At 61.4% G+C, this 15,325-nt stretch carries 13 protein-coding genes; 12 read left to right on the forward strand and 1 reads right to left on the reverse strand.

What is annotated here, in order from left to right; all coding sequences use genetic code 11:
* The first annotated feature begins 207 nt into the window (after positions 1-207).
* The 7 genes from ribBA to lon all read left to right on the forward strand — a co-directional run bounded on the left by ribBA (position 208) and on the right by lon (position 7,772).
* Positions 208-1,359: a bifunctional 3,4-dihydroxy-2-butanone-4-phosphate synthase/GTP cyclohydrolase II gene (ribBA, locus tag E0702_RS01800; protein ID WP_132041267.1), complete on the forward strand. Its 1,152-nt coding sequence runs from the start codon at positions 208-210 to the stop codon at positions 1,357-1,359.
* Between the two features lie 125 nt (positions 1,360-1,484).
* Positions 1,485-1,979, forward strand: coding sequence for a 6,7-dimethyl-8-ribityllumazine synthase (gene ribH, locus E0702_RS01805; protein WP_132041268.1), 495 nt, complete (start codon positions 1,485-1,487; stop codon positions 1,977-1,979).
* The gene (gene nusB / locus E0702_RS01810) at positions 1,976-2,473 is read left to right on the forward strand and encodes a transcription antitermination factor NusB (RefSeq protein WP_132041269.1); all 498 of its coding nucleotides are present in this window, start codon (positions 1,976-1,978) and stop codon (positions 2,471-2,473) included. Before ribH ends, nusB begins: the two co-directional genes overlap by 4 nt.
* A gap of 11 nt (positions 2,474-2,484) precedes the next feature.
* On the forward strand, positions 2,485-3,450 hold the full coding sequence (thiL, locus tag E0702_RS01815) for a thiamine-phosphate kinase (RefSeq protein WP_132041270.1): 966 nt from the start codon (positions 2,485-2,487) through the stop codon (positions 3,448-3,450).
* Entirely contained in the window at positions 3,447-3,920 is a 474-nt protein-coding gene (locus E0702_RS01820; RefSeq protein WP_132041271.1) for a phosphatidylglycerophosphatase A family protein, read from the forward strand. The genes thiL and E0702_RS01820 overlap by 4 nt, the downstream gene beginning before the upstream one ends.
* Before the next feature lie 74 nt (positions 3,921-3,994).
* Positions 3,995-5,230 carry a DUF945 family protein gene (locus E0702_RS01825; RefSeq protein ID WP_132041272.1) on the forward strand — a complete coding sequence of 412 codons (1,236 nt, stop codon included), beginning with the start codon at positions 3,995-3,997 and terminating at the stop codon, positions 5,228-5,230.
* A 103-nt stretch (positions 5,231-5,333) separates the two neighbouring features.
* Positions 5,334-7,772, forward strand: a complete 2,439-nt coding sequence (lon, locus tag E0702_RS01830) for an endopeptidase La (protein ID WP_132041273.1) — start codon at positions 5,334-5,336, stop codon at positions 7,770-7,772.
* A gap of 8 nt (positions 7,773-7,780) precedes the next feature.
* Here the strand turns inward: lon and E0702_RS18975 are convergent, their stop codons facing one another.
* Positions 7,781-7,933, reverse strand: coding sequence for a hypothetical protein (locus E0702_RS18975; protein WP_165927462.1), 153 nt, complete (start codon positions 7,931-7,933; stop codon positions 7,781-7,783).
* 95 nt (positions 7,934-8,028) lie between these two features.
* Here E0702_RS18975 and E0702_RS01835 point away from each other — a divergent pair, with 95 nt between their 5' ends.
* The 5 genes from E0702_RS01835 to E0702_RS01855 all read left to right on the forward strand — a co-directional run bounded on the left by E0702_RS01835 (position 8,029) and on the right by E0702_RS01855 (position 15,223).
* On the forward strand, positions 8,029-8,994 hold the full coding sequence (locus E0702_RS01835) for a TAXI family TRAP transporter solute-binding subunit (protein WP_132041274.1): 966 nt from the start codon (positions 8,029-8,031) through the stop codon (positions 8,992-8,994).
* The gene (locus E0702_RS01840; protein WP_132041275.1) at positions 8,994-10,817 is read left to right on the forward strand and encodes a TRAP transporter permease; all 1,824 of its coding nucleotides are present in this window, start codon (positions 8,994-8,996) and stop codon (positions 10,815-10,817) included. Before E0702_RS01835 ends, E0702_RS01840 begins: the two co-directional genes overlap by 1 nt.
* A 19-nt stretch (positions 10,818-10,836) precedes the next feature.
* Complete coding sequence (locus E0702_RS01845; RefSeq protein ID WP_132041276.1) at positions 10,837-11,397, forward strand: hypothetical protein; 561 nt, start codon at positions 10,837-10,839, stop codon at positions 11,395-11,397.
* 294 nt (positions 11,398-11,691) lie between these two features.
* Positions 11,692-12,471: a response regulator transcription factor gene (locus tag E0702_RS01850; protein WP_132041277.1), complete on the forward strand. Its 780-nt coding sequence runs from the start codon at positions 11,692-11,694 to the stop codon at positions 12,469-12,471.
* A 64-nt stretch (positions 12,472-12,535) separates the two neighbouring features.
* Positions 12,536-15,223, forward strand: a complete 2,688-nt coding sequence (locus tag E0702_RS01855) for a hybrid sensor histidine kinase/response regulator (protein ID WP_165927463.1) — start codon at positions 12,536-12,538, stop codon at positions 15,221-15,223.
* Positions 15,224-15,325 lie beyond the last annotated feature (102 nt).

Genomic DNA, 15,325 nt, shown 5'->3' on the forward strand with positions numbered 1-15,325 from the left:
TGCCGCGCCAAGGTGCACTTTACTGGCGCCCGCTGCCGCGCCAAGGTGCACTTTACTGGCGCCCGCTGCCGCGCCAAGGTGCACTTTACTGGCGCCCGTTGCCGCGCCAAGGTACCCTGACGCCGTTTCCGAGGCGAGGCGACGCCGATGAACGACGCGACCGTCGTCGCTTGGCAACGCCCGCCGCGTAGAATTTCTGGAGATCTCATGGTGCACGCCACTGCCGGGGGCCTGGCCCCCATCGAGGACCTGATCGAGGATATCCGTCAGGGCAAGATGGTGATCCTGATGGATGATGAGGATCGCGAAAACGAAGGCGACATCATCATGGCCGCCGAAAAGGTTCAGGCCGAGCACATCAACTTCATGGCGCGCCACGCCCGCGGCTTGATCTGCCTGCCCATGACCCGCAGCCGCTGTGAACGGCTCAAGCTGCCGTTGATGGTCAACGACAATGGCTCGGGCTTCGGCACCAAGTTCACCCTCTCCATCGAGGCCGCCGAGGGCGTCACCACCGGCATCTCCGCCGCCGATCGCGCTCGCACCGTCCAGGCCGCCGTGGCTCACGACGCCAAGGCCGAGGATATCGTGCAGCCCGGCCATATCTTTCCGCTAATGGCCGAGCCGGGTGGCGTGCTGCGGCGTGCCGGCCACACCGAGGCCGCCTGTGACCTGGCTGCCCTGGCCGGGCTCGACCCCAGTGGCGTGATCTGCGAGATCATGAATGACGATGGCACCATGGCGCGGCGCCCCGAGCTGGAGCGCTTTGCCGAGGAGCACGGCATCAAGATGGGCACCATCGCTGATCTGATCCACTACCGCATCCACAACGAGCAGACCGTGGATCATGTGGAAGAGACCCAGGTGTCGACCGCCTTCGGCGACCTGACGCTCCACGTGTTCCGTGACAGTATCCAGGGGGCTCACCATCTGGCGCTGGTCAAGGGGCGGCCGAGTCCCGAGGCGCCGACCACGGTGCGCGTGCACCTGGCGGACACCCTGCGAGACCTGCTCTGCCTGCAGAAGGGCGAGGGCGGCCACTGGACCTCTCATCAGGCCATCGCCGAGGTGGCTCGCAGTGAGCGTGGCGTCTTCGTGCTGCTCGATCAGGGGCGACCGGGACTCGATCTGCGCGACCAGCTGGACACCTTCCTGGAGCGTCGCCGTGCCCCGCGCACCAGCGACTCGGACGGTGCCGGCAACTATCTGACCATCGGCACCGGTTCGCAGATCCTGCGCCATCTGGGCGTGGGCCAGATGCGGTTGCTCAGCTCCCCCTGGAAGTTCTCTGCGCTATCCGGCTTCGATCTGGAGGTGGTGGAGCGGCTGGGGCCCGAGGATATGGCGACCGGCGAGTGAGCCGATGCCCTTGTGGCATGCCCGACGCCTCCTTGCAGCATCTTGTATGCGCACTCCCATTCAATATTCCCATTCAACACCAGGCGCGGGTCGACCGCGCCAGTGAGTCTCAGCAGGAAACCGACATGGAACCCATTTCTCAAGTGGAAGGCAGCTTCGTCGACGTCGACGGGCGCTATGTGATCGTGGTGGGCCGCTTCAACCACCATGTGGTGGACAGCCTGGTAGAGGGCGCCGTGGATATCCTGGTGCGCCATGGCGTCGATGCCGAGAACATCGATATCGTCCATGTACCCGGTGCCTGGGAGCTGCCGCTGGCGGTCAAGCAGGTCCTCAAGGCGGCACGCCCCGAGGCCGTCATCGCCCTCGGCGCGGTGATTCGTGGTGGCACACCACACTTCGAATATGTGGCCGGCGGGTGCAATTCGGCTCTGGGTACTCTACAGCTGGAGTTCGAGACGCCCATTGCCAACGGCGTGCTCACCGTCAACTCCATCGAACAGGCCATCGAGCGTTCCGGCACCAAGGCCGGCAACAAGGGGGCAGAGGCGGCCATGGCGGCCATGGAGATGGTGTCGCTGATGCGCCAGCTTGGCGGCGGCGTCGAGGAGGAGGCATGAGCCGCGAACGCGCGCCGTCGAAGGCGCAGCAGTCGCGTCGTGCCGCCCGCGAGCTGGCGGTGCAGTGTCTCTACCAATGGCAGCTGACCGGCAAGTCGATGAGCGCGGTGGAGGCGGAGTTCCGCAGCCAGCTGGCCGATGATGACCTCGAGGATCACGAGAACTGGCACAAGGTCATGGGGATCGCCGACCTGGCCCTGTTCCATGAGCTGGTGCACAACGTGTCCCGCTTCCGTGCCGACCTGGATGCCTCCATCGCGCCGCTGCTCGACCGCAAGCTCGAGGAGCTCGACGCCATCGAGCTGGCCATCCTGCGCCTGGGTGCCTATGAGCTCTCGCGTCGCCTGGAGGTGCCGTATCGTGTCGTGATCAACGAAGGGGTCGAGCTGGCCAAGTCGTTCGGTGCCACCGACGGCCACAAGTACGTCAACAGCATCCTCGACAAGCTTGCCGGGCGCCTGCGCGGCGCCGAGGTAGCTGCCCGCCGCCGCTGAAGGGTAGCCGGATGCACAGCGAATTCGAACTCATCGCGCGCCACTTTACCCCCGCCACCCCCGGCCTCGGGTCCGGGGTGACACTGGGGGTGGGCGATGATTGTGCGCTGCTGGCTCCCGCTGCGGGGCAGCGGCTGGCGGTGAGCGTCGATACCTCGGTGCTCGGGATTCACTTTCCACCTGAAGCGCCTCCAGAAGCGGTTGGCCATCGCGCTCTGGCGGTTAGCCTCTCCGATCTGGCCGCCATGGGGGCCAGAGCGCGCTGGTGCTTCATGGCGCTTGCCCTGGAGGAGAGTGATGACGCCTGGCTGGAGGACTTCTCGCGCGGTTTTCTGGCGCTCTGCGAGCAGACCGGAGTCAGCCTGGCAGGCGGCGATATCACCCGTGGTCAACTGGCCATCGGTGTCACCGTGATGGGGGAAGTACCACCCGAGTCTGCCATCTGTCGCAGCGGTGGTCGTCCCGGCGACCTGCTGGCGGTGACGGGAGCCCTGGGCGGTGGCGCCGGTGGCCTGGCCGCCTGGCAGGCGGGCGAGCGTGACCTTGCACACCCGTTGCTGAAGCGCTATCTCACCCCCCAGCCGCGGCTAGCCGCCGGCCAGGCCCTGGCGGGCCTTGCCACGGCGGGGCTGGATATCTCCGATGGGTTGCTGGCCGATCTGGGCCATATCCTCGAGCACTCCGGAGGCGGTGCACATCTAGAGCCCGAGACCCTTCCGCTGGCCGAAGGGCTGGTCGAGGCGCTGGGCGAGGAGGGCGCACGCCAGGCGGCCCTGACCGGCGGTGACGACTATGAACTGCTGGTGTGCCTCCCCCCCGAGCAGCTGGAGGAGGCTCGGTCACGCCTGGCGACGTTGTCGCTGCCACTGACGGTGGTCGGGCGGCTCACTGACACCGTCGGGGTCAGTGGCGTGACCACGACCCGGCGCACCGGCTGGCAGCATTTCCACGCTGTTGGCCAGGGAGGCACGCCATGAATCGAGCCCCATCCAGTGTCTGGCATCGGCCGTCGCACTTTCTGGCCTTCGGTCTCGGCAGTGGTGCCGTGCCGTGGGCACCGGGTACCTTCGGCACCCTGGCGGCCATCCCCTTCTACTGGCTGCTCTCCGAGCTGCCGCTCTCCTGGTACTGGGGCGTCGTCGTCATCGCCTTTGTCTGGGGGGTATGGCTCTGCGAGAAGACATCACGGGATCTGGGCGTTCACGACCACTCAGGCATCGTCTGGGACGAGTTCGTCGGCTACTGGATCACCATGGCGGCCATCCCCTTCACGTGGGAGTCGGCGCTCTGGGGGTTTCTGATCTTCCGGGTGTTCGACGTGATCAAGCCATTTCCCATTCGCTGGGCCGATCGTCGTGTGGCCGGCGGCTTCGGTATCATGATCGACGATGTTCTCGCCGGTATCTTCGCCGGGAGCCTCATGCACCTCTGGTTCTGGCTACACTAGAGCGTAGATCCTGAAGCGTGGATCGATAGCGCGGTGGTGTCCGATGCCCGGGGGCCACAGGGAAGGGAGTCACCATGCGCAAGGAACGTCTCATCGTGCCACTAGTGGTAGGGTTGGCGCTGCTCTGGGCCGTGGCCCAGTATGCGGCCTCGCTGCTCTTCGAGCGCGAGCTGGTGCGCATGTTGAACGATCTGGAGGCGCGCGGTGAGCTGGTGGTCGAGCGTGTCGCCGTCGAGCGTGGCTGGCTCACCTCATCGGGGCGCGTCGTGATCGCCCCCCTGCTGGGCGATGACTGGCAGCTCGCCTTTACCTATTCCGCCCGCCATGGGGTGCTCAGCACTCGGCTGGATGGCGAGCTTCAACCCACCCTGGGACCGGAGCAGCAGCGCCTGTTCGGCGACGCCCTGCCATCGACGGCACCCCGCTGGCATGCTCGCTATCAGACCCTGGGCGGAACCCTTGAGGGTAGTGTCGGACTGTCGCCCTTCGTGATACATCAGCTGGAGCGCGAGCTCGACTTCCAGGGAGGTCAGGTGACCTTCGGTGGCCAGTATGGTGACTGGTGGTTGCGTGCCAGGCTCAAGCCGCTGCGCCTCAGTGATGGTGACACTACCCTCGAGGCCGGGCCGTCGAGCCTCGAGAGTCGCTACGCCTACACCGCGGATGCCTACCACTTTACCCAGCATGACCTGCTGCATCTGGACCAGCTCATCTGGCGGCAACCGGGACTTGTGCTCGATGGCAGCGAGCTGCGCTACAGCAGCCGCATGCAGCTCGATGACAGCGAGCTGCGCATCGAGGGTGAGCTTGTTCTGGGGGAGCTGGTGGTCGCAGAGCAGGTGCTGTTGACCGGCCGGGTGGAGGCGCAGCTCTCGCGTGTGCATGCCGAGGCCCTGCGAACACTGCTTAGCCGGCTGCGCGAAGAGGTCATGCAGGCTCATCGCTATACCCCGCGTGAATTGATCGAACGGCTGGAGCCGGAGTTCAAGGCCCTGCTGCAGGATTCGCCGCGTCTGGATATCAACAGTGTCGACCTCGACAGCCCCATGCTTGGCGTTTCCGCACAAGGGGAGGGCGTGCTGATCTTCGATCCACGACGCCTCGATGAACTCAGGGTTTCTCGGCTCGATGACCCCGACGAGCAGGCTCGTTGGCGCAGCCGACTCGACGGCGACTTCGTCTGGCGTGATGTGCCCACCGTGGTGGCACTGTGGCTGGGCCTGCCGTTGAGTACTCGGGAGCTGGCAGTGGATGTCATTCGGGGCAAGGTGCGCGTCAATGGCCGCCCTTTGCCGCCGCTCAGGCGCTGACGGCGGTTCGCCAGACTTGAAGTTCCCGCTCGTCGCCCGCATTCCTACAAGCATTGGCTTAACAGCATTGGCACAAGACCAACCGCTTGGACAGGGAGACACCATGAGCGATGAACAGGACCGCCACGATACGGATGAGCCGGAGTGGATTCACCACGGCCAGGGCGAGGATCTCGACCTCGGTGAAACGCAGAGTGACAGCAAGCATTCCGTCGTGCCGGCCCGCGAGGCATTGCCCGAGCGCATCTATCTGCTACCCATTCATAATCGACCCTTCTTTCCCGCGCAGGTGCAGCCGCTGGTCATCAACCGCGAGCGCTGGGATGAAACGATCGAACGTGTCGCCAAGACCCCTCACCACACCGTGGGCCTCGCCTTCGTTGGCGAAGGCGCCTCTGAAGGAATGGGCGATGGTGACTTCCCCGAGATCGGCACCGCGGTCAAGATGCACAAGCTGCAGGGCGAGGAGGATCAGCTGCAGTTCATCGCCCAGGGCCTGCAGCGCTTCAGGATCCAGCGCTGGATTTCCCGGGAACCGCCCTATCTGGTGGAGGTGAGCTACCCGCGAGAGCCGGTGGATGCGGAGGCCGACGAGGCACGCGCCTACGCCATGTCGCTGATCAATGGCATCAAGGAGCTGCTGCCGATCAACCCGCTCTATGGCGAGGAGCTCAAGCACTACCTCAATCGTTTCAGCCCCCACGAACCGGGCCCTCTCACCGACTTCGCCGCCGCCATCACCTCGGCCAAGGGGCATGAACTCCAGGACGTGCTGGCGACCCTCCCGGTGCTTTCCCGCATGCAGAAGGTGCTGCCACTGCTGCGCAAGGAGATCGAGGTCGCCCAGCTGCAGAGCGAGATCAGCGACCAGGTCAACGCCCAGATGCAGGAGCGCCAGCGCGAGTTCTTCCTGCGCGAGCAGCTCAAGGTGATCCAGCGGGAGCTGGGTATCTCCAAGGATGACCGCGAAAGCGACGTCGACACCTTTCGCGAACGGCTGGAGAGCCTGGTGGTGCCGCCCAAGGTGCTGACCCGCATCGAGGAGGAGCTCGACAAGCTGACCATGCTCGAGACCGGCTCGCCGGAATATGGCACCACCCGCAACTATCTCGACTGGCTGACCAGCATGCCGTGGGGGGTGCGCAGCCAGGACCAGCTCGACCTCGCCCATGCACGCCAGGTGCTGGATCGCGACCACGACGGCCTGGCCGACGTCAAGGAACGGATTGTCGAGTTCCTCGCCGAGGGTACCTTCAAGGGGGATGTCGGTGGCTCCATCGTGCTCCTCGTGGGCCCGCCCGGGGTGGGCAAGACCTCTGTCGGTCGCTCCATCGCCGAGGCCCTGGGGCGCGAGTTCTACCGCTTCTCGGTTGGTGGCATGCGCGACGAGGCGGAGATCAAGGGACATCGGCGGACCTATGTCGGCGCCATGCCCGGCAAGCTGGCCCAGGCCCTCAAGGAGGTCGAGGTCGAGAATCCGGTGATCATGCTCGACGAGATCGACAAGATGGGTCAGTCCTTCCAGGGTGATCCTGCCTCGGCGCTGCTCGAGGTGCTTGATCCGGAGCAGAATATCGACTTTCTCGACCACTACCTGGATGTTCGCCTGGACCTCTCCAAGGTGCTCTTCGTCTGCACCGCCAATACGCCGGACTCGATTCCGTCGGCGCTGCTCGACCGCATGGAGCAGATTCGCCTCTCCGGCTATATCGCCGAGGAGAAGGTGGCCATCGCCAGAAACCATCTGTGGCCGAAGCTGCTCAAGCGCAACAACATCCCCAAGAAGCGTATCAACCTCACCGCGGCGGCGCTGCGCCAGGTGATCGAGGGCTATGCACGGGAGGCCGGAGTACGCCAGCTCGAGAAGCAGCTGCACCGCATCGTGCGCAAGGCGGCGGTCAAGTTGCTGGAAAGTGATCAACAGACGGTCAAGGTGTCGGTCAAGAACCTCGAGGAGTATCTGGGCGCGCCGCTGTTTCGCAAGGAGCAGGTGCTCGATGGCGAGGGGGTGGTCACCGGCCTGGCCTGGACCTCCATGGGCGGTGCTACCCTGCCCATCGAGGCGGGCAAGGTTCACGCCCTGGATCGTGGTTTCAAGTTGACCGGCAAGCTCGGTGACGTGATGCAGGAGTCGGCCAATATCGCCTACAGCTATGTGTTGGGCCACCTGGCCGAGTATGGCGCCGATGCCGACTTCTTCGACTCGGCATTCGTCCACCTGCATGTGCCGGAAGGTGCCACGCCCAAGGATGGCCCCTCGGCGGGGGTGACCATGACCACCGCGCTGCTGTCGCTGGCCAGGCATCAGGCCATCGATCGCAACCTGGCGATGACCGGCGAGCTGACGCTGACCGGGCATGTGCTGCCGGTAGGGGGGATCCGTGAGAAGGTGATCGCCGCCCGGCGCAGCGGCATCTTCGAGGTGATCCTGCCCGATGCCAACCGCCGTGACTATGACGAGCTGCCGGAGCACCTCAAGGAGGGCGTCACGGTGCACTTCGCCAAGCGCTACCAGGATGTGGCCAGGGTGGTGTTTGGCTAACTCTTCGGCTAAGCAGCGGAGCCAACTTCGCCGGGGGCAGTAAGTGATAACCCCCAGGAAACCCCGGAAACGGTAGCGGTACCGATTCCGGGGTTATTCATGGTAACCGCGTCGCCGATGCCGCCGGCGGCACCCTGCAGGGCAACACGGTGTTTCGGCATGGGAGATGGTTCCTCGAGTGGGCGAACGGCATTATAGTGATTGCTGAAGTACACAGTCATAACATGATCAATACTGGACACCCTGGGAGATAACGATGCCCCGCTTTACCCGCACCCTGCTTGCCTCCACCACGGCGATCCTGATGGGCGCCATGGCCCTCCAGGCCCAGGCCGAGACCCGCGTGACCTACAAGTCGGCCTCCGCCGGTACCGCCTATTACCAGATGGGGGTCGAGCTGGCCGAGGCCATTCGTGAGGGCACCGATGGTGAGGTGGTGGTGACCCTCGAGGAGAGCCAGGGCTCGGTACAGAACGTCATGGAGGTGATGGCGCGTCAGGGCAACTATGTGTTCACCACACCGCCGGGGCTGGTGACGCGTGCCCTCGAGGGGACCGGTCCCTTTGCCGAGCGACAGAACCCACGCTTCGCGGAAATTCGCGGTCTGTTCCCGATTCCGGCCATCACCATGCACTTCGTGCTGGCCGGTGAGGAAGGAGTGGTGGGTCTCGATGCCCTGGAGGGCAAGGAGATCCTGATTGGCCAGGGCACCTTCGGGGCTCGCGAGGCCCAGCGCTATCTGGAGCTGTTCGAGTTGATCGACAAAGTGGAGATTGCCAATGCCAGCATCGGCAGCGGCCCGGACGCCCTGAAGAATGGTCAGATCGACGCCTTCGTTACCGCCAGCTCCTTTCCCACCCCCAACGTCATCGAGACGGCAGCCAGCATGCCGGTCAGCCTGGTCAGCCTGACCGATGAGCAGATCGAAGCGACCGGAGCGGCGCGCCAAACCATTCCGGCTGGCACCTATGCCGGGGTCGATGAGGATGTGGAGACGACCTCGCTGCCGGTCATTGCCTACACCACCAGCGCCATGGACGACGATACCGCCTACGCCTTGACCCGTACCTTCTGGGAGCGCCGCGATGCGATGGCGGAGGAGGCCGCCTGGTGGGGCAGCATCACTCACGACATGGTGGGCAATATCGTCGGCACCCTCCACCCGGGGGCTCTGCGCTACTACGACGAGGCCGGTATCGAGATCCCCGACGAGCTGCGCTGATGTCACAGACTCATTCATCAACCCCTCCATCAACTCCATCGCCGGCCGTGGCCGGCGATGTCACGTCGGCTCGTCCGTCCCCGGCCTGGGTGGGCCTCGGGGCCATCAGCGTCATCTTTCATCTGGGGCTGATCTTCTATGGGTTGGCGCCGGCGCTTATCAGCCGGCCGATCCATATGGCCCTGGCGCTGCCCTGGATCCTGATCTTCATGGCACGCACGCCCTTCGAGCGTGTCAGCGGCTGGGTGTTGACCGGGCTGGGGATGGCGGCCTGCGGGTTTATCGTCATCAATCATGATGCCCTGTTGCAGCAGTACGGGTTTATCGACACCCCGTTGCAGATGGCCATCGGTGCCTTCCTGGTGCTGCTGGCCCTGGAGGCGGCACGCCGTGCCATCGGCTGGCCATTGCCGCTGGTCGCACTCGTGGCGCTTTGCTATGGGCTGTTCGGTGATCTGATACCCGGCCAGTTCGGGCATCCCGGGATGCCGCTGCCGAGCTTCATGGGCACCCTGACCATCTCCGAAGGGGGGCTGTGGGGGTCGCTGACCGGGGTCAGCGTCGGCGTGGTGGCCATCTTCGTGATCTTCGGTGCGGTGCTCAATGCCGGCGAGGCGGGGCGTGGCTTCATGAATCTTGCCGGTGCCATGGCGGGTCGCCTGACCGGGGGAGCCGCCAAGGTGTCGGTGATCTCCTCGGCCCTGATGGGGTCGATCTCCGGCTCGGCCTCGGCCAATGTGGCCTCGACCGGGGCCATCACCATTCCCGGCATGGTGCGTCTGGGCTATCCCCGCTCCCTGGCGGGCGGGGTGGAGGCGGTCGCCTCTTCCGGAGGGCAGATCATGCCGCCGTTGATGGGGGCCGGGGCCTTCGTGATGGTGGAGCTCACCGGTACGCCCTATACCCAGATCATGGCGGCGGCGATGCTGCCGGCGATTCTCTACTTTGCCACCGTGTGGGTGGGCATCAACGCCTACGCGACACGTCACGACCTCAAGCCGCTGGCCGAGAAGGACCGTCCCTCGGGACGCGAGGTAGTGATCACCTCGCTGTTCTTCGCCGTCCCCTTCGTGACCCTGCTGGAGCGCATCTTCGTGGGTGGCTACACGCCCCAGTACGCGGCCAGCCTGGCGATCTTCGCCGGCCTGGCGCTGCTCTTCCTCGACGCCTCCCTGAGCTTCTCGCTGCGAGGTTTCGCCGCTCGGCTGGCGGAGGCGCTGGTCACGGCGGGCCGTCAGGTGGCGGTGATCGGCTCCATTATCATCTGCGCATCGCTGGTGATCGGCGTGCTGGCGATGACCGGGCTGGGGGTCAAGATCACCTCGGGGATCCTGGCCCTCTCCAACGACATGCTGTGGCCGGCGCTGCTGCTGACCGCCCTGGCCTGTCTGGTGCTGGGCATGGAGGTGCCTACCACGGCGGCCTATGTGATCTGTGTCTCTGTTGCCGGTCCGGCGTTGATCTCGCTGGGGCTCGAGCCGTTGCTGGCGCATCTCTTCGTGTTCTGGTTCGCGCTGCTCTCGACCATCACGCCGCCGGTCTGTGGCGGGGTCTTTATCGCCGCCGGCATGGTCGGGGAGAGCTGGCTCAGGGTGGCCTTCAAGGCCATGTCGCTGGGCATCGGGCTCTATCTGATTCCACTGGCCATGGTGGCCAACCCCGAAGTGATCCGGCTGGCGTCCGCCCCTGGGGCGGCGGTGTTCGACATGCTCAAGATCGGCGTAGGCCTGGCGGCCATCTCCTATGGTGTGATCGCACGCCGGGCGGTAGGAGTGCGGCTGCTGCTGGTGATGGCCGGAGCGGTCATCGTGTTCATGATCTAGCGTGTTCAAGGAGGTTGGGATGCGTTTCGCCACCCTGGGCCCCGAGGGCAGCAACCATGCGCTGGTGCTGGGGCGCTATCTCGACAAGCATGGCATGCTCGCGAGGGACGCCGATGCCGAGGTGCATCTCTTCGAGACCTTCCCGGAGGCCTTCGATGCCCTGCTGGACGGTCGCGTCGACCGGGTACTGCAGTGTAGCGCCCACTTCAGCCATGCCGACTGCGTGGGGCGTACCATGCATCGTGCCTTTCCGGTGGATACCTTCGTTGCCGGCAGCCAGCCACTGGCGCTGCTGGCAAGGGCGGAGGTGGCCGCCCCGGTGTCGGTCGGGCTCCAGCCGGCCACGCGTCACTACACGGACCTTTCCACCTTCACCGAGCAGCGCGACTACGCCACCATCGTGGATGTAGCCGATGCGTTGCTGGCGGGAGAGATCGATGCCGGCATCTGCCCACGCGAGACGCTGGAGCGGCACTCCCAAGCGCTGCGACTGGTGGAGGACCTGGGCCCGGCGCTGGATGTCTGGGTGCTCTATGGCACCCGGCCGCTTCCCGAGAGTCACCCGCTGGTGGTGGCCTAGTCCCGCCCGGGACAGTCCCCCGCATCTGAATGCCGAGCCGCCGGCACAGGTGGCCGCGACGACACCGAAGCGTTGATAGAACGGCGCGGTATTCGTTAAGTCAACCTCACTCGGGAGCCCATAAGGGGGCCTGAAAGTCGTTTTTAAAACGAAAGTTTGATTCTACATTAGATAAGAAAAATTCTGCTTTCTTGTCATATTATTGTAGGCCCTAGTGTTTAGCGTATCATGTGGGGTCAAGACTGATGAATCGCCAGCTGTTTTTAAACGACTGTAGGGAAGAGTGCCAAGGATATGAGTGATCTCAGAGGCAAGAAGATTCTGGTCGTGGATGATGCAGAAGCAGATAGACTGCTTATTTCCACATTTCTTCGTCAACTCGGGTGCCGAGTCTTTTATGCTAATGACGGTGTTGATGGGGTCCATAAGGCCAGGCTGATCAGGCCCGATGCCGTGTTGATGGATCTGAGCATGCCTAACTGCAACGGCTATGACGCTTGCAAGCTTCTTGCGGAAGATCCAAGAACTAAACATACCCCCGTGTTGTTTCTTTCAGGTTATGCCACGCCGGAAGATAAAGTAAAAGGCTTGATGTCGGGTGCCGTCGACTATATTGCCAAGCCTTTCCATTTCGATGAGGTAAAACTTCGGCTCTCCGTTCACTTGAAGAGTGGCGGTGACAATATCGGTCACACCATTAATGATGAAGATGATTGCATTGTCCACGCGAGGAAAGAGAGCTCGCTCGATGAAATTCTCTTTCGTAGTGCGCAGGTGTATCTTCTTAAGGACCTCAACGAGGATCCGGGACTTCATGAGCTGGCACAGCAGGTCGGAACCAATGCCAAGCAGCTCAACCACTCCTTCAGGGCCTGTGTCGGCATGACGGTCTACGAATATCTTCGTGAAGAGCGAATGAAGGAGGCGCGGAAATTACTCGTTTCCACGGCGATCTCCGTCTCCGAGATAGCGGAAACCGTCGGGTTCAGCAGTGTTGGGACTTTTTCCACTGCCTTCAAGGAGCGTTTTGGCACCTCACCCACTAGATTCAGAAAGCAGGAGAGAGTCGGCTGATATGCGCATGCCATCCTGCTCCCGGGTTTTCGGCTGTTGTATTTCTCTGATATTGATAACCCTAATGGCTCTGGTCTGTCTGCCCGTGGCTCATGCGGAGTCTGGAGGCTCTGTTGAGGAAGTGAAGCTTGTTGAGCAAGTGGAACCTGTTGGTAATAGTGATGAAAAGTCTGACGTTATTGATCTCAGTGCCGTATCTTTTGATAAGAATCTTGTGTTCGATATGCAGGGGTTTCATGTCTCGGGAGAAGGCCACGCTTCACTGAACAAGGCGCTTAGAGAGGGTCGTTGGCAATTAGTCAGCGAAAATCCCGGCATTCTGGAAAAGCCTCGCCAATACTCCACGCTATGGCTGAAGGTCCGGTTGGAAAATTCCAGCGATGAGCATGTGGTGCGCTGGCTCGATCTCACTCCCTGGCGCCTCAACCAAGTCAATGCCTGGCTTGTCGAGCCTGTGAGCCTCGATATTAGAAATGAGATGACGACCGGGCTGAAAATCCCGATAGACAAGCGTGTGGTCGATAGCAACAAGGCGATTATTCCGGTCTCGATCTCTCCCGGCGAGAGTCTTCTGCTGGTGGCAAGAATATTTTCTGATAGCCGTCCTTTTCTCGAAATCAGAAGCTGGGAGCCCGTGGCATTTTCCATGAGTGAGATGGCCGAATGGCAGTTTCATTCCATGTTGCTGGCGGCAGTCATGACACTGCTCGCTGTGTTGCTAGTGACCCTTGACTTTCGCTATGCCTTGTTGGGTGCCTGGCTGTTGGTGATCTTTATTTTCGAATCCGAGAAGGAGGGCTATATAAGCCAGGTGTTGGTGAGTAGCCTGTTTGACTATTCTGCTAACCTAAGATTCTCGACCTGGATACTCACCGAGGCAGTCTTTCTGGTAACTTCTGTCTATATCCTGGGTATTAACAAGCAAAGGCCCTGGCGTTTTACTTTGCCAGTCTTGCTTATGGTCTCTGCTGTCTTTAGCGGGCTGACATTTTTCCTGGGTGGTGATGTTATACGCAATATTGGAAACGCTATTGACCTGTCATTTTCCCTTGTCTGGCTGATGATGATTCCTGCGGCTCTCCGTGTTGATCGCCAATGGCAATATGCACTGCTCGGTACTCTCTCGCTTTGGTGGCTGGCATCAAATTTCGTCTTGATTGGATATATAACCAATCTTTATTATACAGCTTCCTTTGTGGAGATGAAGATATTTTCTGGTATTACCATTGTGCTCTCTTTGTTGTTGATTTACTCAAGACAGAAGCGTGGTCATGAGTTGAATCTTGAGAAAAAACTTAGGGAGAGTGAACGTAATCAACGAGAAAAGCTTGAAGCGCTGGTGGTGCGTCGCACGCATGACCTCAACCAGGCTCTCGATGATGCGCGCAAAACCAATGAAGAAAAGACCCTATTTCTTGGCCGTATTTCCCATGACCTGAAGTCGCCGCTGACATCGATAAGTGGCTATGCACAGCTGCTCTCTGCAGAGGATGCGGAATCCGCTAATTTTGCTCGGATTATTCATTCGAGTGCAACACATATGAGTAGGCTTATAGAGAGATTGGTTGGCTATGCGAGGGGGGTCGTTTCGCATAAGGAGAGGCTATCAACCATTCATGTCGAGAGTTTCTTTACCGCTGTATTCCAAGAGGCGGAGGCGTTGACAAGCCGAAATGGAAATGGTTTCTCTATAAATGTCGAGACTGGAGACTTTCCATTCGTACGCTGCGATGATGTTTCCCTTCGGCAAGTGGTTATTAACCTTATCGATAACGCTGCCAAATATACGAGCTCGGGAAATGTTTCTCTTGAGGTCAATTGCCATGAGATGGTTGGTAAGACGGAGCAGCTTGCTCTAGACATGACGTTCAGGGATACAGGGTGCGGAATTTCCCGAGAGCGGATAAAGCGTATCTTCGAACCTTTCTCTCGTGAGTCTCGTGATAGCGAGGGCACAGGTCTGGGGCTGGCCATCGTCAAGGATCTGGTGACCACGATGGAAGGAAGCGTTTCTCTTAACAGTGAACCAGGTTCAGGCACCGAGGTGCATGTTTTGATACCCGTTGGAGTCGGTGATGAGTCAGAAGTGTTGAATGAGCCAGCCTCCATGCCCGGAGCGCTACTGCCTGCCTACCGAGTTGATGGCCTGTCGGCATGGGTGGTCGAGGATTCTCAGCCTATCCTGGACCTTCTATGTAGCGACCTCTCCACCATGGGCTTTGCCATAAAGGGCTTTCAGAAAGGTAGAGAGGCCATTGCGGCTATTCAGAATGCTGAACCAGTACCAGACCTTATCGTGACAGATTATCGGCTGCAGGGTGTCTCGGGTGATGAGGTGCTTATGGCTGCCAAGGCCAGGCACGACTGGATTCCCGTGATGCTGATCTCAGCGACCTGGAGCGTGTTGAAAAGTCGAGACCAACAGAGTAGCGACCTTGAGTATGCCGCCTGCCTGTCGAAGCCAATCAACCTTGTCGATTTTCGACGCGAAGTGGCTCGCGTCTGTGCTCTTTCACCTACCCGGCAGCCAGATCCATTGGGAAAAGAGGCTTCTACGGGTAGTGGGGATGAGCCCGATATCCAGCAGTTGTTATATCTTCTGGAGATGGGAGCCGTCAGCGATATCATGGATTGGTGTGACGCATATGCTGCCGTCTGCCCGGATAACAAGAGCCTCGCTGCCCAACTCCGCAGCCAGGCCGAGCGTGGCGACTTTTCCGGGATAAAAAGATCTATCAGCGTCTTGCAATAGCCCTGGGTGCCTGATATATGGCGGCTCGACTGCTCTCGCTTGCCGACGTGCATCGCGTCGGTTCTCCTGTTTTTTTGTTCAAGAAACTCCAGGTGTTAGATA

It is taken from the genome of Halomonas marinisediminis, assembly GCF_004347715.1.
GTDB lineage: Bacteria > Pseudomonadota > Gammaproteobacteria > Pseudomonadales > Halomonadaceae > Halomonas > Halomonas icarae.